16 protein-coding genes and 1 pseudogene are annotated in these 24,364 nt (G+C 53.1%); 4 read left to right on the top strand and 13 right to left on the bottom strand.

Features of this window, described 5'->3' with window-relative positions; all coding sequences use genetic code 11:
• Positions 1-111: 111 nt before the first annotated feature.
• From dnaK to N1030_RS09515, 6 genes are all read right to left on the bottom strand, one after another.
• Positions 112-2,025: a molecular chaperone DnaK gene (dnaK, locus tag N1030_RS09540; RefSeq protein WP_265825252.1), complete on the bottom strand. Its 1,914-nt coding sequence runs from the start codon at positions 2,023-2,025 to the stop codon at positions 112-114.
• Positions 2,026-2,463: 438 nt separating this feature from the next.
• Positions 2,464-3,039, bottom strand: a complete 576-nt coding sequence (locus N1030_RS09535) for a nucleotide exchange factor GrpE (protein WP_265825251.1) — start codon at positions 3,037-3,039, stop codon at positions 2,464-2,466.
• Positions 3,040-3,076: 37 nt separating this feature from the next.
• Positions 3,077-4,123, bottom strand: coding sequence for a heat-inducible transcriptional repressor HrcA (gene hrcA / locus N1030_RS09530; RefSeq protein WP_265825250.1), 1,047 nt, complete (start codon positions 4,121-4,123; stop codon positions 3,077-3,079).
• Positions 4,124-4,415: 292 nt separating this feature from the next.
• Positions 4,416-4,919: a peroxiredoxin gene (locus N1030_RS09525; RefSeq protein ID WP_265825249.1), complete on the bottom strand. Its 504-nt coding sequence runs from the start codon at positions 4,917-4,919 to the stop codon at positions 4,416-4,418.
• Positions 4,920-4,939: 20 nt separating this feature from the next.
• Positions 4,940-7,099 (bottom strand): AsmA family protein, encoded by a 2,160-nt coding sequence (locus N1030_RS09520; RefSeq protein ID WP_265825248.1) that lies wholly within the window; start codon positions 7,097-7,099, stop codon positions 4,940-4,942.
• 144 nt (positions 7,100-7,243) lie between these two features.
• Positions 7,244-7,942, bottom strand: a complete 699-nt coding sequence (locus N1030_RS09515) for a PilZ domain-containing protein (RefSeq protein WP_265825247.1) — start codon at positions 7,940-7,942, stop codon at positions 7,244-7,246.
• A 133-nt stretch (positions 7,943-8,075) separates the two neighbouring features.
• Between N1030_RS09515 and N1030_RS09510 the strand changes: the two genes are divergently transcribed.
• Complete coding sequence (locus N1030_RS09510) at positions 8,076-9,602, top strand: cobyric acid synthase (protein WP_265825246.1); 1,527 nt, start codon at positions 8,076-8,078, stop codon at positions 9,600-9,602.
• 19 nt (positions 9,603-9,621) lie between these two features.
• Here N1030_RS09510 and N1030_RS09505 read toward each other — a convergent pair whose 3' ends face one another.
• From N1030_RS09505 to N1030_RS09475, 7 genes and pseudogenes are all read right to left on the bottom strand, one after another.
• The gene (locus N1030_RS09505; protein ID WP_265825245.1) at positions 9,622-13,050 is read right to left on the bottom strand and encodes a PAS domain S-box protein; all 3,429 of its coding nucleotides are present in this window, start codon (positions 13,048-13,050) and stop codon (positions 9,622-9,624) included.
• A 213-nt stretch (positions 13,051-13,263) separates the two neighbouring features.
• Entirely contained in the window at positions 13,264-14,319 is a 1,056-nt protein-coding gene (locus N1030_RS09500) for an ABC transporter substrate-binding protein (protein ID WP_265825244.1), read from the bottom strand.
• On the bottom strand, positions 14,319-15,086 hold the full coding sequence (potC, locus tag N1030_RS09495; protein ID WP_265829048.1) for a spermidine/putrescine ABC transporter permease PotC: 768 nt from the start codon (positions 15,084-15,086) through the stop codon (positions 14,319-14,321). Before potC ends, N1030_RS09500 begins: the two co-directional genes overlap by 1 nt.
• Positions 15,086-15,982 carry a spermidine/putrescine ABC transporter permease PotB gene (potB, locus tag N1030_RS09490; RefSeq protein ID WP_265825242.1) on the bottom strand — a complete coding sequence of 299 codons (897 nt, stop codon included), beginning with the start codon at positions 15,980-15,982 and terminating at the stop codon, positions 15,086-15,088. The genes potC and potB overlap by 1 nt, the downstream gene beginning before the upstream one ends.
• The gene (potA, locus tag N1030_RS09485; RefSeq protein ID WP_265825240.1) at positions 15,966-17,081 is read right to left on the bottom strand and encodes a spermidine/putrescine ABC transporter ATP-binding protein PotA; all 1,116 of its coding nucleotides are present in this window, start codon (positions 17,079-17,081) and stop codon (positions 15,966-15,968) included. Before potA ends, potB begins: the two co-directional genes overlap by 17 nt.
• A 117-nt stretch (positions 17,082-17,198) precedes the next feature.
• Entirely contained in the window at positions 17,199-17,354 is a 156-nt protein-coding gene (locus N1030_RS09480; RefSeq protein WP_265825237.1) for a hypothetical protein, read from the bottom strand.
• 476 nt (positions 17,355-17,830) lie between these two features.
• Positions 17,831-17,971: pseudogene (locus N1030_RS09475) on the bottom strand (IS3 family transposase); the annotation flags it as partial.
• Between the two features lie 568 nt (positions 17,972-18,539).
• Between N1030_RS09475 and N1030_RS09470 the strand changes: the two are divergent.
• The 3 genes from N1030_RS09470 to asnB all read left to right on the top strand — a co-directional run bounded on the left by N1030_RS09470 (position 18,540) and on the right by asnB (position 24,358).
• A complete protein-coding gene (locus tag N1030_RS09470; RefSeq protein WP_265825235.1) occupies positions 18,540-20,525 on the top strand; it encodes a hypothetical protein in 1,986 nt (661 codons plus the stop codon).
• A gap of 1,128 nt (positions 20,526-21,653) precedes the next feature.
• Positions 21,654-22,187 carry a GtrA family protein gene (locus N1030_RS09465; RefSeq protein WP_265825233.1) on the top strand — a complete coding sequence of 178 codons (534 nt, stop codon included), beginning with the start codon at positions 21,654-21,656 and terminating at the stop codon, positions 22,185-22,187.
• 287 nt (positions 22,188-22,474) lie between these two features.
• Complete coding sequence (gene asnB / locus N1030_RS09460) at positions 22,475-24,358, top strand: asparagine synthase (glutamine-hydrolyzing) (RefSeq protein ID WP_265825231.1); 1,884 nt, start codon at positions 22,475-22,477, stop codon at positions 24,356-24,358.
• The last annotated feature ends 6 nt before the right edge of the window (positions 24,359-24,364 follow it).

The raw sequence follows: 24,364 nt of genomic DNA, 5'->3' as shown, positions 1-24,364 counted from the left end.
CCATAATGATTAAGGCCTGATCCGCCAAACAGCGAATCAGGCCAAGCTAATCATATACCGTTGCAATTGCAAGAGCGGGGTGTTCCGACTCCTGCATGCAGGCAGGGAGGCTTACTTCTTCACTTCGGTGTAGTCGGCGTCGACTACATCGTCGTCATCCTTGCGGGCACCGCCTGCATCGCCTGCGTCGGCGTGGGGTTCACCGCCCTGAGCGCCCTGAGCCTGCTGTGCGTAGAGCTGCTCAGCCAGCTTGTGAGAAGCCTGGGACAGTTCGTCGGTGGCCTTCTTGATGGCGTCGATGTCTTCGCCTTCCATGGCCTTTCTGAGCACTTCGATCTTGCTGTCGATATCGCTCTTCAGTCCTGCATCCAGCTTGTCGCCGAGGTCGTGGATGGACTTTTCGGCAGAGTAGATCAGGGTGTCGGCCTGGTTGCGGGCTTCGATGACCTGCTGCTTCTTCTTGTCTTCGTCAGCATGGGATTCGGCTTCCTTGATCAGGCGCTGAATCTCGTCTTCGGAAAGACCGGAGGAAGCGGTGATGCGGATGGACTGTTCCTTGCCGGTGCCGAGGTCCTTGGCGGAAACATGCACGATGCCGTTTGCGTCGATGTCGAAGCTGACTTCGATCTGGGGCATGCCGCGGGGTGCCGGAGGAATGCCGGTCAGTTCGAAGCGGCCGAGGGTCATGTTGTCACCGGCCATGGGGCGTTCGCCCTGCATGACGTGAATGGACACGGAGGGCTGGTTGTCCGCAGCGGTGGTGAAGGTCTGAGACTTCTTGGTCGGGATGGTGGTGTTGCGGTCGATCAGCTTGGTGAACACGCCGCCGAGGGTTTCGATACCCAGAGACAGCGGGGTCACGTCGAGCAGCAGAACGTCCTTCACGTCACCGGCGAGAATGCCGCCCTGAATGGCCGCACCCATGGCAACCACTTCGTCAGGGTTCACGGAACGGTTGGGTTCCTTGCCGAAGAACTCGGCAACCTTCTTCTGCACCAGAGGCATACGGGTCATGCCGCCAACGAGCACCACTTCGTCGATTTCCGCTGCGGAGAGGCCAGCGTCAGCCAGCGCCTTCTTGCAGGGGGCGATGGTGCGGTCGACCAGGCTCTCAACCAGCTTTTCCAGCTTGGCGCGGGAGAGCTTGAGCATGAGGTGCTTGGGACCGGTCTGGTCGGCGGTGATGAAGGGCAGGTTCACTTCCGCTTCCATGGAGGTGGAAAGGTCCTTCTTGGCCTTTTCAGCGGCTTCCTTCAGGCGCTGCAGGGCCATGCGGTCCTTGGAAAGGTCAATGCCGTGGTTCTCGCGCTTGAACTCGTCCACCAGGTAATTGATGATGGCAAGGTCGAAGTCTTCGCCGCCGAGGAAGGTGTCGCCGTTGGTGGCGCGAACTTCAACAACGTTGTCGCCAACTTCAAGGATGGAGATGTCGAAGGTACCGCCGCCGAGGTCGAATACGGCGATCTTTTCGTTGGCCTTCTTGTCGAAGCCGTAAGCGAGAGACGCTGCGGTGGGTTCGTTGATGATGCGCTTCACTTCAAGACCGGCGATACGGCCTGCGTCCTTGGTGGCCTGGCGCTGGGAGTCGTTGAAGTATGCGGGAACGGTGATGACCGCTTCGGTTACTTCTTCACCCAGATAGGCTTCGGCATCGGACTTCAGCTTGCCGAGGATCATTGCGGAAACTTCGGCAGGAGAATAGCTGCGGCCTTCGATTTCCACATGTGCGTCGCCGCCGTTACCGGCAACGATCTTGTAGGGAGAATGGTCGGCCCAGCGGGAAACTTCGGGAGAACTGAACTGGCGCCCCATCAGGCGCTTGATGGCGAAAACAGTACGCTCGGGGTTGGTAACGGCCTGACGCTTGGCAATGTCACCAACGAGGCGTTCCTTGTCGGTAAAGCCGACGATGGAAGGGGTGGTACGGCCGCCTTCAGGGTTGGTGATGCATTTGGGGTCCTTGCCTTCCATGATGTAGACACAGGAGTTGGTGGTTCCAAGGTCAATACCGATAATTTTGCCCATGTGCGATTCCTCCTAACGAGATGGTCACGAAATATGAGTGTAAATTCTACCTGATATATGAGCCGCTGCCGGGCGGCGCGGCGTCGTGTCAGCGTCGGGGAGAAACTAAGTTCGTTTTCGGGAGGGGCAAGGGGGAATGGTGAAATTTTTTACACAAGATGTTGCAACTTGTTGCAAATGCATGTTTTTCAGGGTTTTTCCTTGTTGCCCGTCCTTGTCGTATGTACAGGATTCACTTGAGCTTTTGGAGGCACTCCGGCCAACTTGGGGGGGCTTGCGTGCCCGGTGCGTAGGTTGCGCAGGTTGCGTACGTTGTTTGAGCTGCGTTGCAGCGAATCCCATGCCTGCATTGTCAGATCGACACCCGCTGGCGGCTGAGACAAAGAAAAAACGCCCGCACTGTATGCAGTGCGGGCGTTTCTCGGTTTCTTGTACCAGCTATTTGCCGGAGGAAATGACGACCTTGGCGGGGCGCAACAGGCGCTCCTTGAGACGGTAGCCTTTCTGCATGACCTGCTTTACGTGCCCTTCGGGCGTTTCGGGGCAGGGCTCCTGTCCTATGGCTTCGTGAATCTCGGGGCTGAATTCTTCGCCCTTGGTGCCGACCTGTACGAGGCCATGCTGGGCAATGGCGTCCAGCAGGAGCTTCTGGGTCATTTCCACACCGATGAGCATGTCCTTGCAGCCTTCCAGATTGCGGCCGTAGTCGATGGCGAGGCCCAGATTGTCCAGCGTGGGCAGCAGGCTGGAAAGAACGCTTTCTGCAGCGTACTTGGCCTGTTCTTCCTTTTCGCGCTGGATACGCTTTTTGAAGTTGTCCATCTCTGCAAGAGAGCGAAGGCGTGCTTCATCAGCGCTTACCTTCTCGTCACAGGCGGGGCAAACACGCGCCTTGCACAGTGCCACAAGCTCTTCATCAGTCAATTCGATGGTTCCCTGTTCGGGGGCGCTGGCCTTGTCTTTTTCAAGCTGCTCCGCGGCTTCCTCGCTCAGTTCAACCTTGTCTTTTACCATGGAAATAATCGCTCCTTAGAATATTCGCTTCGGTTTTCTAAGCGGAAAACCGGTCTTTCAGCAGGGTGGAAAGGGATTTGGAAATGCAGTCCACAACGGGGACGACTGTGCCGTAATCCATGCGCAGCGGGCCGATGACACTGACGACTCCGAGCGGCACGTCGCCGCCGTAGGGGGCGGAAATGACGCTGAGTCCGGCAAAGCTGTCTTCTGCCTCGGGCATGTCCGGTGCAATGGAAACGGAAACATCCGCACTGCGCATGGTGTTGTCCAGCAGTTTGAGCAGACGGGTGCGTTCATCCAGCAGGGCGAGCAGTTCCCGCATGCGGGCGGCATCGGTAAACTCCGCCTTGTCCAGCATGGTCAGGGTGCCCTCTACGAACAGTTGTCGTTCTTCTTCGGTTTCACCGGAGAAGGCGAGACGGGCAAGCCCCAGCGCCCGTGCGCAGAGTTTTTCCAGATGCGCTTCGGTGCGGTGCAGTTCGCGGAGAATGCGGCTGCGGGCTTCGGAAAATGAAAGTCCCGTGTAGTGGCTGTTCAGGTAGTTGGCAAAGTGGATAAGGTCGTCAGTGGTGACCTGTTCGTCCAGTTGCACCACGCGGCTGTGGACCATGCCGCCGTCCAGCACCAGTACGGCCAATATCAGCCGGTCGGCCAGCAGGGAGAAGTCCACGCGGCGCCAGCGTACATCGTTTCCGCCGGGAGCAAGGACCAGAGCCACCTCATGGGAAAGCGAGGAAACCATGGCCGTTGCCTGCTGGAGCATCTTGCTGATTTCCAGCCCCTGCAGGGTCAGTCTGGCCAGAATGCTGCTTCGTTCCTCGCGTGAGATGGGACGCATGCGCAACAGGGAGTCCACATACAGGCGGAATGCCTTTGCCGTGGGAATGCGGCCTGCCGAGGTGTGGGGCTGTTCCAGATACCCCTTGTCGGTCAGGTCGGCCATGGTGTTGCGCATGCTGGCTGCGGAAAGCTTGAGACGCGAGGCGTTGGCCACGGTACGAGACCCCACCGGCAGGGCCGTGGAAATGTAGGACTCGATGATCGTGGAGAGTACGTCCGTCTCGCGTTGTGCAAGGGTCATTCGTATTCGCTGCCCGTTCCGTATGAAGGGTTCCGGAGGGGACGGCCATGATTCGTCAGCCGTCAGCATTGTCCGCTGGCAGGATCAACATCCCGATGCCTGTGCCGCCATGCAGCACTGGGAAGGCGGTGGCGCAACAGGCCGTCATAAGGGAGCAATTTGCGTGCTCCGTCATACGGTCGTCGCTTCCCTCAAGACTTCACGGGTAACAACGGCCAACACCCATGTCAAGGGAAGGGGGGCGTAAAAGGAAGGGCGGGCTCTTGTAATATGCCGGAATGCACAGGTTTTTTTAGACGTGGGCCGTAAGGCTGCGGACAGCCTCCAGCGCTTCCTGCATGTGGGTATCGACCTTCTTTACGGGGCTGAAGACCTGCCGGATTACACCCTTAGGGTCAATGATGAAGGTCGAACGCACAATGCCCATGGACTCCTTCCCGTAGTTCTTCTTGAGCTGATACACGCCGTAGGCTTTGGCGGCCGAACGTTCAGGGTCGGAGAGCAGCTCAACGCCAAGCTGCTGCTTGCTGATGAAGCCCGTGATGGCCTTGCATGAATCGGGAGATACCCCGACTACGGTTGCGTTGCAGGCCGCGAAATCGGGAAGCAGGCTCGTGAAGCCTTGGGCCTCGCGTGTGCATCCCGGTGTGGAAGCCTTGGGATAGAAGTAGAGCACAAGCCATGTTCCGGCATAGCAGGAAAGGGGACGCGCCTCACCGTTCGCGTTTACGAGGTCGAACAACGGGGCCTTGTCGCCTGGTTGCGGCGTCTTGTGGTCCTGCGTCTGTGCTGTCATGGCTGTCTACCGTCCCGTAGTTATTGCTTGAACAGTTGCTGCAGGCCCTTGCCGAGTTGTTCAAGCGGATTCTGGGGCTTCTGGGATTCCTTCGTGGTGCCGTTCTGCTGCTTGTCGGTGGTGCTGGCTTCCTTGCCGAACAGGCCGGGGATGGGCAGCAGGTTCTGCACGTCCTTCAGGGTGTTCTTCAGCAGGAGAGTGGCATCAAATCCATAACGGGGGTTGGCAAGCGTTCCGGTGATTGTTACGGGCATTTTGGGAAGCCCTGCAACGCGCACAACGGCTTTGTAGTCGATCTTATCCTGATACAGATCCACATAGCCTGCGCCGGATCCCTTTATGTTGGGGGCTACCAAGGCCAGATCCTTGTTGGTGACGCGACCGGAGCGGACGACATAGCTGCCGGAAAGACGGTCGAAGCGCTGCTGACGCGCAGCCTCGTCTGCCTTGTCCACCTTGGTGTCTTTCAGTTGGGTTTTTGCATTGTCGGGCAGGATTTGCACGCCCAGCACGGCACCGTCCGTTACCGCGAACGAGCCCTTGCCGTTCAGGGTGGAGAGGATGTCGGACATGGTTTCGCCGCTGGCATCCAGACTGGTCTGCAAATTAGCCGTTCCCGTGGCGCGAGGCTCACCCATGAAGGTGGAGGTTATGGGGGCAAGCTGCAGGTCCTTCACGGCCAGCGTGAGACCTGATCTTGTGGTCTTGCCGCGAAGATCGGCAGAGATGTCGGCATCGTAACGACCTTCAAAGAGGTTTGCCGAGCATGGAGAAATCTTGATGAGGCCGTCCCGGGTCGTGGCTTTGATGTCTACGTCGGTCAGGGTAACCTTCTGTACGGTAAGCGAGCCAACCTTGAGAGCAGCATCCAGCAGCAGTTTGCGCAGGGCCTTTCTGGTTTCGGCAGGCAACCCCTGCTCTGGAGCCGGAGCCGGAGCAGGTTGGGCCGTTTCCGAAGGAAGGGACTTCTCTTCTTCGGCAGCTTCAGTCTTGGGGGGAAGATAACGATCTACATCGATGCCGGTAACGGCCAGTTCGGCCTTGATGTCCGGACGGTTGAACTGCTTTACGCGCAGGGCGCCCGTGAGGGTCGTATCATCCACTGCTCCGTTGATTTCGGAAAGAGCAATCTGGACCGGAGAGGCGGCGATGCTGAAGCTGAGCGATGCCTTGTCCAGCACGGCGGGATCGGTTGTTGCCACTTCCACGCCAAGCGCCTTGAGCGTGTCGCGCAGAGCGCATCCCAGTGCCACTTTGCCGTGGAAGCTCGGGCCGTCCGCCAGATTCAGCTTGCCGTTGGCAGCAAGGTCGGCCTCATAAGCGGAGACGGCAAAGGAACGGACATGGAACAATTGCTGAATCAGATCGTAGGACATGGCCCCCTTCTGGTTCAGATTCATGCTGCCGCCGGGGAACGGTTCCCCTGTGGCGTCGAGTGTCAGGGTCTGGTTGTCCAGTTCGATGCGGGTCAGGTCGTGAGCCAGCAGCAGCGTGGTATGAAAGTCGAATGCCGCATCCAGCTTGGGGGCATTGGCGGCGATATCACCTTTCAGCGTAATATCCACGGGTTTGCCCAGCGTGAGGGCTGAGGTGGCAAGCGAGAGTTCGTTCAGTGCGTAGCTCGCGCCGCTCTGTTCGTCCGTGTAGGAGATGCTGGCGCGGGTGATGCCGATGGAGTTCACGAGCAAAGCGGGAAAGGCTTCCAGCGGTGATGCGGCCGTTTCGTCACTGAAGCCGTTCTTGTCCATGGCGGGCGCGTGCTGCGCGGGGGCAGGCTGCTGGGGAGTGAACAGCCAGTTCACCTGTCCCTTGGCATTACGGATGAAGTTGAGTTTGAGCCCGTCAACCGTGACAAAGGAGACCTGAACATCCTTTTTAAGGAGGGGCATGAGCTTTACGCGGATGCCGGCTTTTTCCAGCGAGAGGAAGTCGCCTCCGCCGAAGTTGTCAGGGTTGGCCATGCGCACAGGGCCTGTTTCCAGTCCGAGCCACGGGAAATAGGAAAGCGTGATGTCGCCGGTGAACTCCACGGTTCTTCCGGTCTGTTTGCGGACTTCTTCGGCGATACGGGTCTTGAAGTCGTTGGGATTCACCAGCGTGATGAGGGCGATGGTGCCGACGGCGACAATGAGCAGGCACGCGCCGACGATGGATCCGAATATTTTAAGGAATTTTCCCATGAGTTACTCCTGGATGGCCTGTGCCGGTGAGTGCGGGCAAGGGGACGCGCTCCGTCAGAGGAGGGGGCCGTGAATGCTTGCCGCCGGCAGAGGAACATGTAGTCGTAATCAGCTTGCATATCAATATGCTATTTGCAGATGCAATCAAGTTGTCACAAGCTGCCTAACCTTTACCCCGTTGCCCTTGAGCAGAGCTGCCAGTTCTTCACGTTGTGCATCCGTGATGGGGTTGAAGCTGATGCCGCATCCGGGTTGGCGACAGCCCTTGCCCCATCGGGTGGCATGGGCGACAGAGCCGGATATGGGGGTTTTGTCATTAAGGTCAAGGAATTGCAGCCAAGCCGGTTGGCCGGGCTTCCAGGCGTGTGTGGAAAAGCAGAAGGCGCCAAGAGTGGAGACGTTGAATGTTATGGTCCGTTCCGTGGTGGCGGGATTGAAGCTCGCGTCCTGAGACAGAAGTACGGCACAGGTGATGACCGTGCGCTCCTCGCGTCGGATGGTCCGCTTTTTGGCTTCAGTGCATTGCCGGACAAACAGGGTGAGAGCCTGGTCGGGATTCTGCCCCTGCTCAAAGACCGTGAGCGCACCGGATTCGCTGTCCAGCCTGCAGCGCAGCAGGGGGAAGCTGTCCATGGATTCGTTGAGAATGTTTTTCCCTTCCCCGTGCAGACGCAGGAACGTAGGCATGTTGATCAATATGCCCTGCAGTGGAACGGTGCGCATGACGTGTACAATGGCATCTGATTCGGAGGCAAGGATGGGGGAAGCTCCCAGCTGCTCAAGCCGCCGTTTGAGAATGTCACCATTTTCGTTATCGCGCGCAATGACAAGAATTTGAGTCATGTGGCCCTTGTGCCGATTATTTCGGCAACCGTCCATTATTCTTTGCTAAAACGACAGAATATAATGCCTGTGTGCGCCCTGTAGACAAGGAATGCACTGGTTTTACAAAGGGAAACGGGATACAGCTTCCACCATGCCAAATCACAGTCTGAACCGCAAGATTCCCGCTCTTATGCTGCAGGGCACCAGTTCCAATGCCGGCAAGAGCGTGTTGACCGCCGCACTCTGCCGTATTTTGCTGCAGGACGGGTATTCCGTCGCGCCCTTCAAGGCCCAGAACATGGCGCTGAATTCCTTTGTTACGCCTGACGGCCGTGAAATAGGCCGGGCGCAGGCAGTTCAGGCTGCCGCATGCCGTCTTGAGCCGGACGCTCGAATGAATCCGGTGCTGCTCAAGCCTTCCTCCGATACCGGTTCGCAGGTCATCGTCATGGGACGTGTCGTGGGGAATATGCGTGTGAAGGAATATGTCTCCTTCAAGCCGGAAGCCTTTCGGACCGTACAGATGGCCTATGATTCGCTTGCTGCCGAACACGATGTGATGGTGCTTGAAGGAGCAGGCAGCCCCGCCGAGATCAACCTCAAGGCGCACGATATCGTCAACATGCAGATGGCCCGCTATGCGGACGCCAGAGTGCTGCTGGTGGGAGATATCGACCGGGGTGGGGTGTTCGCCTCGCTGGTGGGAACGATGGAGCTGCTTGATCCGTGGGAACGGGAGCTGGTGGTTGGCTTTGTCCTCAATCGTTTCCGCGGCGATGCCAGTTTGCTGGACCCCGCCCTCATATATACCACCCAGAAGACCGGCAAGCCTTTCTTCGGGGTGGTGCCACATGTCCCGGAACTGGGACTTCCTGAAGAAGACTCCGTCTCCTTCAAGGAGGCCATGGGGAGAACCGTGGTCAAGCAGGGGGCCTGCGTGGATGTCGCACTTATCGATCTGCCCCATATTGCCAATTTCACGGATATGGACGCACTTTCCTGTGAACCGGATGTGCAGATTCGCGGTGTACGTTCTCCGGAGTCGCTGGGGCATCCGGACTGCATCATCCTGCCTGGGTCGAAGAATACGCTGGGCGACCTTGCATGGCTGCGCAGCACGGGGCTTGCCGAGGCCGTGACAGCTCTTGCTGCCGGAGATGCGGCTCCTGAGATCGTGGGCATATGCGGCGGTCTGCAGATGCTTGGCAGAAGCGTGGAAGATCCGCTGCAGGTAGAGTCTGCCGATCGGGCCACAGACTGCGACGGGCTGGGACTGCTGAATGTGCATACCGTTATGGGGCAGGACAAGGTGTTGACCCGCGTGTCCGGAACCCATACCGGATTCGACCTTCCTGTAAACGGCTATGAAATCCACCACGGCAGAACGCTGATGGGCGAAGGCGCCGGTGTAGCGCCCTGCGTAGTGCTGCAGGACGGAATGGCCATCGGCTATTCGTCTTCCGACGGCATGGTGTGGGGAACCTATCTGCACGGCCTGTTCGATTCGGACGAATTCCGTCGTGCCTTTGTGGACAGGCTACGGTTCCGCAAGGGCGAGTCTCCCCTCGGCCGGGTTGTCGCACCATATTCGCTGGACCCTGCTCTGGACAGGTTGGCTGCGGTGGTGCGTGAGGCGTTGGACATGCAGGCCGTCTACCGCGTGCTGGGTCTTCGCTGATCCGCAGGGCGGAAGGGGCTTATCCCGTACCGTTCTCCGGGGGGGCAGACGCGTCGGCAGCCATTTTCTGCCGCTGGCCTTGCATTACGCGGAGCAGGCTCATCTTCACTTCCGTTGTCTCGTATGGTTTGACGATGTAGTCATCCATGCCGTTTTGCAGGGCGTTTTCCTGGTCCGCGGCCGAGGCGTGGGCGGAAATGGCAATGACGGGGATATCCGAAGGGGTGACCATGCCGGTTGCACCGCGGATATATCGGACCGTTTCCAGACCGTCCATGACCGGCATCTGGATGTCCATGAGTACGACATCGAATGCCTTGCTCTTGAGCTGTTCCAGAGCCTGCAGTCCGTTTTCCGCCACCTGGACCTTGTGTCCCATGATTTCCAGAAGGCGTGTGGCCATAAGTCTGTTGACAGCCTCGTCTTCCACAACCAGTACGCGTAGCGGTGGCAGTTCCGGGATACTATCGGGTTCCGTGCAGGTTGCCGGTGCGGCTTCAGGGGTCAACCCCAATTTGACGGAGACTCGTACGGACGTTCCTTTGCCAAGGGTGCTTTCTACCTGAATAGTCCCCTGCATCAGCTCCACAAGACGTTTAACGATGGCAAGGCCAAGACCGGTTCCCGTGTGCCGGCGCGTGATGGATCCATCAACCTGCGTAAAGGCGTCGAAGATGTTGTCCAGCTTGTTCTTCGGTATGCCGATGCCCGTGTCGCGAACCATCAGTTCAAGCTGGGCAGATTTTCGCCCGCGTGATGGAGCGATGGACATGTCAATGTGTATGGCTCCTTGCTCGGTGAATTTGATGGCATTGCCGATCAGGTTCAGCAGTACCTGGCGGATGCGCATCTCGTCACCGATACAGCAACCGTTCAACGGCGAGGAAAGCTCGGGAATCAGGGTCAGTCCCTTAGCGGCAGCCTGATGGCGGAATAGATCCACGCACTGGCCCAGTAGTTCGGATACGTCGAAACTATTGTCCGTGAGGGTCAGTTTGCCCGCCTCGATCTTCGAGAAGTCCAGCACATCGTTGAGCACCTGCAAAAGGTTTTTCGAGGACTTCAGGGCGGTGTTTAAGTAGCCTTTTTGTTCAGTGTTCAACGGCGTGGTCAGCAGGAGCTGCAGCATGCCCATGAGCCCGCTGAGCGGGGTGCGTACCTCATGGCTGATGTTAGCCACAAATTCGCTCTTGGCCCTGCTTGCCTGTTCTGCCGCAGTCTTTGCGGCGGCAAGGATTTCCTCGTCACGCTTGCGTTGGGTAATGTCATGGATGATGGAGATGAGGCGGATGTGGCCGTTGACGATAAAAGGACCGGAAAAGACCTCAATGTCCCGCCACTCTCCGCTGGCCAGCCTATGGCGGGTAATGATGCTTGAGATGCGTTGGTTGACAAGGCGTTTGAGTGTGCGTTTGAGCTTCTTCTCGGGAAAATGGTTCAGTATCCCGACGCTGTTGCCCTTCATCTCTTCACGGGGGTAGCCGTAAAATTGTTCGGCAGCCTTGTTGACGTCCAGTATCGTGCCGTTTTCGGAATCGAGAACGAACATGACCGAATGGTTATCTTCAAAGAATGCGCGATACTGTTCATTGCTTTCCTGAATGGTGAGTTCGGCCTTCTTGCGTTCGGTAATGTCCTGAAAGGTCACGCCGAGCCGGTTCTCCGGCAGAGCGAAGGAATGCACCTGATAGGCACCGGAGATTCGGTCATCTTCATAGTGTATGTCTTCGGCTGTAAAATCTCGTTTCGTGTTCAGCGGACTGGTGATGGATTCATACAGGCCTGAACTCTGTGCTGAAGGCCACAAATCCTTGAATTCGGCACCAGCCCAGTCTTTGAGTGATATGCCGGTGAGCCGTTCCGCAGCGGGGTTGGCATTGGCCAGCGTGAGTGAATCCGGCGGCGTATGCTGATAGATGAACAGGCCGGACGGGATATTGGCAAAGATGTCTCTTGCGGCTTGTGCCATTTCTTCCGCCTGCTTGCGCTCGATGGCCAGCGCTATCTGTTCCGAGCAGGCGGTAAGCAGGTGGACGTCGTTTTCCGAGTAGCGGCGTTCAGAGCTATAGTCCTGCGTAACCAGTACCCCGATGGTACGTCCCCGTACCCGCAGGGGAATGCCCAGCCATGAGCGTGGCATGGGACCGAAGAACAGGACTGTGCCCTCTTTGATGGAGCGGGACAGGGCTTCCTGTGTGAAGTGGACCACGGCGTTTCTGCGGATGGGTTCCAGCGTCAGCAGCGGAGCGGACAGGGTGCTGAGGCTGGGGATATCGTGAAACGTACTGTGTGCGTCAACACAGTACCGGTAGGTCAGGGTGTCATTCTCTTCATTGATTAATGCCACATAGAGATTCTCCGCCTGCAGTTCCCGCAGCATGACTGTGTGGATGGAGGCGAGAAGCTCGTCCAGATTATGTGTCGAGTGTGAGTAGTTCAGAATTTCATGCAGAACATCCCGCAGGCGGTGGTGGGCTGCCAGAGCGTTTTCCGCTTCCAGTTCCCGGGTGATGTCTTCGGAGTAGACGGCAAAGCCTGCAACCTCGTTGCGGTCGAAGACAGGATAGACATTGTTAGCAAGAAAGGCCTTGCCTCTTCGGGATTTGAAGGCCACGGGACTTCTGCTGGCCGCGACCATATCAAGAATCTCCCTGCGGTGTCTGGCTATGTGATCGGGAAGGTAGTCATATATATTGGTACCTTCAATTTTCTCAGGGGGAAGGTCTAAACCGGATGCCGCAATGGCATTGGCATGATGCACAGTGCCGTCTTTGCCCAGCAGCAGGATGGATTGGCCTGTGGCATTGAATATGCCCCGCAGTCTGGCCTCGGATTGCCGGGCCGAAGCTTCGGCCGCATTGGCGCGTTCTATCTGTTCCTTCAGCTGCCGGTTTGTCTGCTCGAGTTCCGAGGTACGGCGGGCTACCTCCGCCTCCAGCTGCTGCAAATATACCTGCCGGATCCGGTCGGCCTTGTACCGTTCCGAAATATCGCGGGCTATGGCAAGAACGCTGGGCGTTCCCTCATAGTCAAAGAGTCGTGCGTTTATCTCGACAGGCCAGCGCTGGCCATTTTTGGAAACGTGGACGGCTTCGAACGTTGCGCCAGCACCGTTTCGGAATCGTTCGAAAATTTGAGGGCGGGATTTCTGCGTTTCCGGTGCGTCTATGTCGTTGACGGTCATGCCGCGAAATTCGTCCGGTGTGAATCCCAGACGCGCACAGGCTGCAGCGTTGACTTCCAGTATCGGACCGCGTGATCCGTCCGGGTTGATGGCAAAGAGTATGACGGCATCCTCAATACCATCGAAAAGTGTGCGGAAACGCTGCTCGCTCTGCTGCAGTCGTTGCAGCAGCTCTTCTGCGGAAAGCGGTGAAAAGGAGGGGGCTGCCGATTCCTCGGCAGCAATGACCCCTTTTTCAGAGGAGCTGTCTCCGGAAGAAGCCATAAGGCGGTCAATCCTGTCGGATCGGCACCGTTAAGACCGTTGACTGTACGTCCCGGCCCTGCGGGGGATGCCTCTCCACTGTTATGCCTAACTAGGCGTGTTGTATAAAAAAGGGGCGATGCACGGCACCGCCCCGAAGTCTTTTTTGACGAACAATATCTGCAGTGCGCAGCTAATGGTTCGTACAAACATAGCGTAAACAGTAGCGGTTTACTAGTTTGTTTTCAGCATTTCCCAATACTTTTCATAGATGGCCTTGGCATCACCCACGGAGTTGGTGAATTCAGACGTGCCAAGATCCTTGTCGGTGGGAGACACAGCGTTATTGTTCTTGAGTTCGTCAGGCAGCAGGTTCCATGCCGCCGTATTGGGGGTGGAATAGAGAAACTCCTCAACGATCATCTTGGCGATGTCGGGACGCAGGGTAAAGTTGATGAACGCGTGGGCGTTTTCCTTATGCTCTGCACCAACGGGAATGGAGAGGGAGTCGAGCCACAGGGGCAGGCCTTCCTTGGGGTAGACGAACTTCAGGTCGGGGTTTTCCTGCATGGCGATAACGGCGTCGCCGTTCCAGCTCATGCCGATGACCACTTCCTCGCCGATGAACGCCTGCTTGGTGGATTCCACGTTGAAGACCAGCACGGAGGGCTTCAAGGCCTTCAGGAATTCGTAGGCGGCCTTGATTTCAGCTTCGTTGCGGGTGTTCACGGAGTACCCAAGAGCCTTGAGGGCGATACCCATGGTGTCGCGCAGGTCGCTGGAAAGCAGCACCTTGCCCTTGAATTCGGGGCGCATCAGGTCGTTCCAGCTGGTGATGGAGGCGGGATCAACATGCTTGGTGTTGATCATCATGCCTGCGGAGCCCCACATGTAAGGAATGGAGTAGTCGTTGGTGGGGTCAAAGGGGCCGCCGAGAACCTTGGGATCAAGGTTGCCGAAGTTGGAAAGCTTGCTGCGGTCGATCTTGCTGAGCAATCCCTGCTCGCGCATCAGGGAGACGAAATAGGTGGAAGGAACAACAATGTCGTAGCCCTTGCCGTCAAGCATCTTGAGCTTGGCAAACATGGCTTCGTTGGTTTCATACGTGGTGTACACAACCTTGATGCCCGTCTCTTCCTCGAACATGTCCAGCGCGGCCTGCGGGAAATACTCACTCCAGCAGAACAGGTTCAGTACCTTTTCTTCTGCGGCGCTCGCGCTCAGAGGAGCGATTGCGAGGGTGAGCAGCATCACAAGGAGCAGCACGGGGGCCATACACAGTCTTTTCATCATTTTCTCCTCGTTTTGGTCAGTACGTGGGCGGCAAGTACGAGCACCACGGTAAGGGTGAACATGACAGCGCTCAAGGCGTTGATATCCGGCTTAACCCCCAGTCTGACCATGGAATAGATCTTCAGGGGGAGAATCTCGAAGGTGGGCCCGGTGACGAAGAAGCTGATAAGCACGTCATCCATGGAAAGGGTGAAGCTGAGCAGCCAGCCTGCGGCCACGGCGGGCATGATCAACGGCAGGATGATGTGCCTGAAGGCCTTTGATTCCGTAGCGCCCAGATCCTTGGCGGCCTCCACGATGTTTTCGTCAAACTCGGCGAGCCGCGCCAGCACCGTGACCGCCACGAAGGGCAGGCACAGGGTGATGTGCGCGATGAGCAGGGTGAGAAAGCCCAGCTCGATATTCACGGCGATGAAGAACATGAGCATGGCGATGCCCATGACGATGTCCGGCGATACGGTGAGTACGAAGATGGAGCCGTGCAGCACCTTGCGCCCGGGGAAGCGGTAGCGGTGCAGTACCAGTGCGGCCAGCGTTCCCAGTGCGGAGGCGAAGGTGGCTGCCAGTGTGGCGACCATGAGCGTGTTCAGCGCGGCGTCCATGAGCTGGGTGTTGGCAAAGAGCTTGGCGTACCAGTTCCAGGTAAAGCCGCGCCAGTCCGTGGCGAAGCGTGCATTATTGAAGGAATACACCATGACCACGAAAATGGGCGTATAGAGAAAGGCATAGACCAGCCAGAGATAGGCGTTGGAAAGTCGCTTCATCATGCGCCCTCCGCCGAACTCAGCAGTTCATCTTCCAGATCGTCTCCGCCGGTGCGCGAAGAGGCGCGTACGCTGCGCAGGTACAGGGCGATCATGATAATGAGCGTGACCGTGAGAATGGTGCTCGCCGCTGCACCCAGCGGCCAGTCGCGGGCCACAAGGAATTGGTTGGTAATGTAGTTGCCCAGCAGCATGAAGCGGGAACCGCCCAGAATCTCAGGTACATAGAACATGCCGAGCGCGGGCAGGAAGACCAGCATGCAGCCAGCAAGTATTCCGGGCATGGTCAGCGGCAGGGTGACGTGCCGGAAGGTCTGAAGCGCCGAGGCGCCGAGATCCTTGGACGCATCCAGCAGGCGCATGTCCAGCTTCTCGATGGCGGCATAGAGCGGCAGAATCATGAACGGCAGAAGTGTGTAGGAAAAGCCGATGAAAATGGCGAAGTCGGTGTACATCAGCGACAAGGGCTTATCAATGAAGCCGACCCACTGCAGCAGGTTGCTGAGCACCCCGCCGGACTTCAGGATGATGATCATGGCATAGGTGCGGATGAGCGAGTTCGTCCAGAAGGGGATGATCACCAGAAGCAGCAGCCAGGGGCGTATGGTTTTGCGGCTGGTGGCCAGAATGTATGCGAAGGGATAGCCGAACAGCAGGCAGACCAGCGTGGTAACGCCCGCAAGACGGAAGGATTCCCAGAAAATGAACAGGAATACCGGATCAAAGAGCCGCGCGTAATTTTCCAGCGTGAAGGTGGACGTGATGAATTCCTGCTGTCCGCGCTGCAGAAACGTGGCAACGAACAGCAGGGCCTGCGGTGCGAGCACGAACAGGCTGAGCCATGCGGCCACGATGATGATGCTTGTTCTGGCGAAGCTGCTAGTGATCTTCTGCATCCAGTACCACCTCCCAGCCGTCAACCCAGGTCACTGCAACACGTTCACCGGCGTCGTAGATGATCTCTTCGTCGTCCTCGTTGAAGAACTCGGAAGCCATGACAGTTCTTCCGCCATGCGCGTCGTCGAGCTGCACGTGCAGGTCCACGGTGGCTCCCTTGTATACGGTCTGGGCAATGCGGCCCAGCAGGTGAGGCTCGTCCAGCATGCCTTCGGCAACGCGGTGCACGCGCAGGTCTTCAGGGCGCAGCAGCACCTTCACGTCGCGTCCGTCAGCAAAGGTGCGCTTGCTGTGCAGGGACATGGGCACGCCTTCCACCTCGGCATCGTACATGCCGTTGCCGGAAGAGGAGAGGATGGTTGCATCCAGGATGTTGATATCTCCCACAAAACGGGCGACATACAGGCTGGCGGGGTCTTCGTATATTTCCTTGGGACTGCCGATCTGAACGATGTGACCTTCATTCATGACCACCACGCGGTCGGACATGGCAAAGGCCTCTTCCTGATCGTGGGTGACGAAAACAAAGGTGATGCCGAGCTTGCGCTGCAGTTGCTTGATTTCAAGCTGCATGGCCTTGCGCAGCTTGAAGTCCAGCGCGCTGAAGGGTTCGTCGAGGAGCAGGACAAGGGGGTTGTTCACCACGGCACGGGCAATGGCCACACGCTGTTGCTGGCCGCCGGAAAGCTGGCCGGGGCGTCGGTCCGCAAGGTGGTCCATGTGGGCCATGGTCAGGGCTTCGCGGACGCGCTGGGCGATTTCGCCTTTGTCCACACCTGCCATTTTCAGCCCGAAGGCCACGTTGTCGCGCACGGTCATGTGGGGGAACAGGGCGTAGTTCTGGAATACGGTGTTCACCTTGCGCTTTTCAGGCGGCACATCGTTGACCACGCTGCCGTTCAGGAGCACTTCGCCTGAAGAAGGGGTCTCAAAGCCGGAAAGCAGGCGCAGAATGGTGGTTTTTCCGCAGCCGGAAGGGCCGAGCAGGGTGAGAAATTCACCGTTGCGGATGCTGAGATTGATATCGGAAAGGGCACAGGTGTCTTCAAAGTATTTGCTGACACCACGCAATTCAAAAATGGAGTCCGTATTCGCCATCGAAGTTCCATTACCCGGGCACAGCCGGGGCAGACAGTTTACAACGCGCAGGGGCGCGCACCGCAACCGTAAGCCACGCTACGGAGTCGGATCAGACAGAGACAGTAGAAAAGGGGATCAGACTTCGGGCAGCGTGGAGGAAATGTGCGTACTATAGGGCTCGCCGGACTGCTCGCCGGGCGCAAGAAAGCGGCGCACAGAATGTGTGCGGCCTGAAAGCTTGCGCTGGGGCAGCTTGAGGAGGACGAGACAGCGTGAACGCTTGATCTTCAATGGGATGGCCCTCAATCAGAATGACGTAACAAGGCTTCTGCCACGATGCTCTCCGGCATTCAAGTCTTTTATGCGTATGTGGCGGAAAGGGAGATGATTTTTGGGGTTCGGTGAGGAGGGGGCGGTTTTAATCCTGCTCAGGTCTCCAGGGACGAGAGTGAGGAGTTTGCTGTTGTGCGTAAAAAACCAGTTCCAGCCCATTGGTCGTTTGGGGGGCTTGAGAGTACGCAAAAAAAGTTCCCTGTCATGTCTTCAGTTGAAGGATGGCAGGGAACTTATATTTTTGAAAGTTACTCGTCAGGACAGGGAGGGGCATCCTGCAATGTCCTTCTCCCAAATTTGAAACTTTACTCCACCGTCACGCTCTTCGCGAGGTTGCGCGGCTGGTCCACGTCCTTGCCGAGGTAGTCGGCAGCCTCGTAGCTGATGTACTCCGGCCCATTGTCGTAACGAATCGACTCTGGCTTTCCTCGTCACTCGATAGCCTGATCAAGTCTTCGGATGACACTTTATGCGGAAGGGAAAAAATCAGCTTCTATGATCAATCCTTCGCGGTTGAAGTCGTCGATTACATAGAAAAGCCTGAAGCTGTATCCGATTTGAGGCTGATCATGCATGGAGACCGTCGGCTACGACTTTAGGGGGGGATTACACTCAACTGAACAAGCTTGACGAGTAACTCCAGCGCACGATATAGTTAATATAATTATTCACATATATAGAATGCTGTGTGCCTGAAGAATGTCAACAAATCAGCTAGCTACACCCCAATTGTAAATCTAGTTAGACTATGTAATAGGCGTTATTCAGACGGCAGAGGTTTTAAGAAAATCTAATATTTTCTCATGATAACCTGTGTGAAATATCGGCTAGGCATGGTTTCCATATCCCCTTCGCGCTCACTGTAGGCAGCCTAAAGAAAAATTGTTCTTATAGTGACATCAATCAAAATACTTTCAAGTCCCTTCAAGTTGCAAAAATAAGGGATATTAAAAGTGGTCGGCGAAAGGTTGTTAAGTAATGGTGTGTAGCGAGTTCTTAAGTAAAAATAGAATGTGATTTAACATGTAGAATTAATTATACTGATTAAAGTGAGAAGTGTAGTGGTCAGTGCAGCGCGAATATTGAATTTGCAAAATATTACACGTAATAATTAAATTCAGCTTCCATCTGATGTAGTATAGTATGTCAAAAAATATCAAAATACGCGTTGCCGTCTGTGTGGCAATAATTGTTATTTCCCTTGTAAGTGCGCTTGCAGAATATGTTAGTTTTTACCAGCAGTTGCCGACTGGCGATCGAACTATATATATGACACTTTTTGAGCACAGTAATGATCCTTCGCTGTGGTCAAATGATCCAATGTTTACTCATCAACAAGATGCAAAGTTTTCATTGTACCCTGTGTACGGAAGGATAGCTCAGTTCTTTAGAGACATTTCTGGCACACTGCAGATGCAGGTGACATTAATGCAGTTCATATTTACAGCTCTTTTTTTATTTTCCGCATACTTCTTGGTTGGGACTTTCACAAGAGCTCCTTTCATATCATTTATAGTCGCACTGTTTTTTACACAATACATCAGAACTGTTGATTCGGTATTGATGTGTGTTGGGTTTCCATCATCCTGGTGGTCTCGATCGGCGATAATGCCGCTCATTCTTCTTTGTTACGCTATGTTATATAAATGTGCTCAAAAAGACTCGCGGCTGGAAAAGTATGCCGTTCCGCTCACGGTCGTCTCTTTGTGCAGCCTGCTTCATCCCCCAACCGCAGTCGGTTTTTTAGTAATATTCTTTATTTTACCGCTTATAATCAGCAAAAGGTATACAGTGAAACAGGTGGCTATTTACACTGTATTGCCATTAGTTGCAATATCGCACATGGTTGCGTTTGTGGACACAACTCCAGTAGGTGATTTCACCCCCGAACAGTATTCGGAATATATGGAAGGTTTCCGAGAAAGATATAGAACGGACGGGTTTACTGTAGACTATCCATTCAATATTTCATTAACAAGATCCAAGTCGAATATTTTATCTGGCGATAAGCAGCTAATGTTGGCTGTGCCTTTTATTGTATTTGTTTTATATTTTAATTACCACATCAGAAAAGGAAGGCAGTCAAAAAGTCTGTTTGTAGTTTCGTACTCGCTAGTAACTGTTTTGTTATTCCTCTTGCTTGGGAATCGATTTGAATTTTCGACTTTTATTGTCTTGCTTTGTACGCCTGTTGTCTATTCTCTAATGCGAATTTCTCGTCAAGATCCTTGGCAAAGAGAAGACTGTTTTATTTTAAATTCATTCTTTCTTGCATTCATTTGTTCGGTTCTCGCATTTTTTACAAATGAAGTAATTAACTCTTATCTGGTTACTAATAGAATAGGATTTCCTATTTTCTTAATTTCACCAAAGATCACTGGTTATATTTTGTTGCCGTGCATTCCGTTGATTGGACTGTTGCTTAAAGAGGTTGCACTTTCATTTTCTGAAATGAATTCACAGCATGTAAAGTTATCACTGTTCTTTGTTGCTTCTTTAATCATTATTGCAATGTTGGGACTCGGAAAGATTCCAATTCTCTTAATGGGTTCAGCTTTTGTATTGATATTCAGATATGCAAATGTGTACAAAGTTACATTCAATACGTTTTTGGTATTGGTGACAGTTCTTGTATTCACTACTGTGCTATTAAAGTCTTGGAAGTTGGATAAAAGGCTCGTGAACCCGCTTTTTGTCGATAAAAACGTTGCATATTTATCTGAATATGATTGGAGATATAAATATGCGGGATTAATTAATTGGGCTTTGTCATCTACTTCAAAAGATGATTTATTGTTTGTAGATCCAAACTTAAAGTTGAAGTCATTTCATGTTCGACTGCTTACCCACAGGGGAGTGGTTCATGGTGATAAAATTGGCGGATGGGCTGGATTTAACAACAAAAAAACATTCATAAACTGGTGGAAAGTAGAAAGAAAATTAAATAACGTAACAGAGTCTACTTATTGTGATTTTCTTCTTTATGTAAGAGATAATTTAAATGCTCGTTATTTTTTAACTACAGCTGAATTTGCAAGGTCGCAACAATTTGCATATGCTGTTGTTGACGATGGCGTTGTTGTAGTTGATCTGTCACATTTCATGTGTTCCGGTGATGTCTCCGAATGATGTTGTTGCTGAAAGGTGCAATTTTCTCACAAGTCATGATGAGGACATCCTGCATGAAGATCTCGCGCGTACCGACAGTTAAGTCGTGAACACCTTAACGCAGGCCGATGATGGTGTCCCTGTGTTTCTAAACTCTGTCTCGAGCATGGCATGAGCTGTGTCACGTTTTTCAAGTGGTGGGCCGGGTGTGTCTGTATGGATGCTTCGCTTGTGGCTCGAATGAAGGCGTTGAGGCAGGAGTATCGGCAACTAAAGAAGATGTTTGCCGAGTCTCAGGTATAGGCAGAATTGCTGCGGGAGGCCGTCGGAGAAAGTGATAAGACTATCTATCTGGCGGGAGAGAGCTAGGGAAGCCGTGAGTCAGAAGCGGCTGAGTGTCCGGTAGGAGTGTTCTGCTTTCAGGATCAGTTCGACGTGCTGCCTCCAAGAGGCGAAGTTTTTTGCCGAGAACGGGCTGGTCAGGTGCTTTCTTGTTGGTTTGACGCACGATCAACGGGCTGGAGTATTGGTCTGTGCTATTTGGATTTGCGCAATGACAGGGGACAGCGTAGCCATAGGCGTGTGTCGAATATGCTGCGAACTAAAACTCAACATGTGGATCAAGTCCAAGAAACGCTTTGCGGGTAAAAATAACAGAGCCTTTTGTCCAACCCCTGATGTCCATAATCGATCGTGGCCGATGGACTTTGTGCGCGACTAGCTGCAAGTTTGACGCTGTGTCAGGTTGTTTAATGTAATCGACTGCTTCAGCCGTGAGGGGTGGGCTATAGAGGCGTACTTCTCCCTGTCTGCAAAAAAAACGAGTCATCCGCAGTTCTGAACGGGGTGTCGTGTTGTGGTGAAATCTGGGGCCTAATCGTTTTGGCAATGGGTTGGAGTGTAAAGGCAATAAGCCCCTGGCGTAGGCTGCGGGTCGGGGGGGGCATTGGGCGTATTCAACTAAGGTAGTCCAGCAGGGCGCCTGCGAGGAGTGGCGCAATCAAGTCGTCCGTTATGATTGGCTTGAGCAGTTCCTTTTTTCATACATTGAAGATGTGTGGTTGGGATGTCGTCGGTTGGTTGTTAGCCTGCAACAAAGAACTGTCAGACGTAGACGTCAGGGAGTCGCTCTTGTCCAGGAGTTGATAGTTGCTGCATGGTCTCTGCTTTTCAGGTGTTCTGTTGATGGGGGGGATTGTCCTCGAATTAACCATAGGAGTTGCAATATTAAAAGACGTAGTTAATCTTTTTGCAAATCCTTTTCCAGTATTAAACAATATTACCCATGTTGTGTTTATGAAGTCATTTGATTACTTTTTTGATCGAAGCGTTGTTCGCTATCTTTTAGTCGGATTGTCTACATTTATAATATACTTATCTATTTCTAGTGGAATTCCTGCTCTTTTCTCTGTTTCAGTTCCGATCATGACATGTGTGGCTTATATAGTTAGCGGATGTTTCAACTATGTGATGCACAGATTTTATACATTCCCAAAAAATAAAAAAATACTTCAATCTCTTTGGCGTTATGTGATGTTTCTAGCCGTAAGTTCTATTTTTATGGGTGGAGCAGTTGATGTGTTAGTGAACATTGCAAGCTTTTCGATTTTATTGTCAAATACAATTTGTGCAATCGGTATGACTGTGCTGTCGTATTTTATTTTGAAATTTAAAGTTATGTAGTCTTATTTTATAGTGTCCTTGTTGTGCTGCTTATAGATGTGTCGGATTATGGTGGTGTTTTAATTCAATCAATATGCTTCGATCTTGCGCTTCTGTAGTGTAAGATGTTGTTTATTATGTCTATCTGTATACATTCTGATGTTAAATGTTGGTAAGGCTATTGATAATCTGTGTTCGTTTATGGTGTTGTTGTATCTTGGTGTTTTATAAACCTTGTGTACTTGTTTTAATATAACATAATTCTTAATAGAATTGGTAATAGTAAGTACTAAACCAAGGAAAGCGTAATGTGCGGTATCGCTGGTGTTTTGCATACTAAAGGTGACAGGGTCGACCTTCGTGTAATCGAGTCTATGTGTGCGCAACTTTCACACCGGGGCCCAGACTTTGGTGCGGTTTGGCACAATGGTAGTATTGCACTGGGGCATCGAAGGTTGTCTATTAGGGAGCTTTCCCCTGCTGGAAATCAACCTTTTATCCATGAAAAGTCTAAAACGTGTGTTGTTTTCAACGGCGAGATTTATAATGATACTGATATTGCGCGTGAGCTTGAACGATTAACGGGGTTTGTACGAAAAAGTAAGTCAGATACTGAAATAATTCCAGCGGCTTACGAAGTTTGGGGGCTTGAGGCTTTCAATAAATTTGAAGGGATTTTTGCTATAGCCCTTTGGGATGAGGTGCAGCAAAAACTTATTTTAGCAAGAGATGGTATAGGGACAAAGCCTTTATATATTGCAGAGCACAATGAAACTATAATTTTTGCAAGCGAAATAAAGGCAATTCTTGCTTATCCTGGGCTTAACAAGGATATATCATCAACCGAATTAGCTCATATGCTTGCGTTGGGATATACAAGTCCCTTTGGGTCTTTGCTTAAAAGCATTAGGCAGCTTTCTCCGGGAACATTATTTGTCTTTTCTGCAGAAAAGGTGTACGAGAAACGATTCTGGCTGCCCAACCGCCTTGTATCAAGTGAGTATTCTAATAATTTTGAGACTGTTTTTTTGGATACTTTTTCTAAAGTTGTTGATGATCAGCTAGCAAGCGATGTTCCGGTGTGTATCATGCAAAGCGGAGGTGTAGACTCCTCTTTGATTACAATGGTTGCGCCGAAGAACCGTGATATACCGCTATATTCTGTGCGCTTTCCTGGGACTGATCACGATGAATCCCGCTTGGCAGAGCAGGTCGCAAAGGCTTCAAAACGTGAACTCCGATGGGTGGAGCTAGAGAGTGGAGCTGATGTTGTTGATGACTTCAAGGCTGTCGTGCGAGCCGTTGACGGACAGCTGGCCGACTCAAGTGCGCTTGCAACCTTTGCCCTAAGCCGCGCAGTAAGTCGTCATATAAAAGTCGCCCTATCAGGCGATGGTAGTGATGAGTTTTTTGGCGGTTATCCAACATATCAGGCAACCCGCATTGCTACACACCTTTCCAAATTGCTTCCAGCTTGTTTTTGGAAAAGGATCTCTAGCATTGCTAGAAAACAAGTCAAATCATCGAATAAAAGAATCTCTAATTCTGAAAAAGCTTTTAGATTTCTTTCTGGTTTGCCGCACCGAGTTCCGCATGCCGTTTGGAGGCATTATCTTCATGCATCACAGCGCGAATCTATATATGGCAAGATGATGCTGCATGAGCTTTCCAATGACCCATTCTCAAAATATGCTGAGATTTTTTTACATACAGATGGAAATATCATTGACAAGGCTTTAGTGGCAGATCAGCGCTACTATCTTCCTGGAGACATGCTTGTAAAGGTTGATAGAACAAGTATGGCGCACGGACTAGAAGTCCGCGTCCCCTTTCTTGACCGTAGAGTCATGGAGCTTGCGGGAAAGATTGATAGTTCCAATTTCTTTACCTCCAGAGGACAATGCAAATCTATACTCAGAAAGGCTTTGGCAAAAACAGGGCTTCCTAACGAAATTGTTTCTGGAAAGAAGAAAGGATTTTGCGTCCCTGTGAGTCTCCTTCTGTCTGGCCCCCTTTATGAACGTTGCAGGTATTTTTTATTTACCAATCCTGATATTTTTTCTCCTTACCTCAATCCTGATGGTATCCGTCAGCTTTGGAAAGAGCATTTTATACAAAATATTGACTGTAAATATACAATTTGGACCCTGCTTACTATTGGAACTTGGCTAGAAGCTGAAAATATATACTGAGGATTT

Origin of the sequence: Desulfovibrio mangrovi, from assembly GCF_026230175.1 — a bacterium.
Lineage (GTDB): Bacteria > Desulfobacterota > Desulfovibrionia > Desulfovibrionales > Desulfovibrionaceae > Halodesulfovibrio > Halodesulfovibrio mangrovi.
The sequence above is the reverse complement of the archived record's forward strand: the minus strand, read 5'-3'. Positions and strand labels throughout refer to the sequence as shown.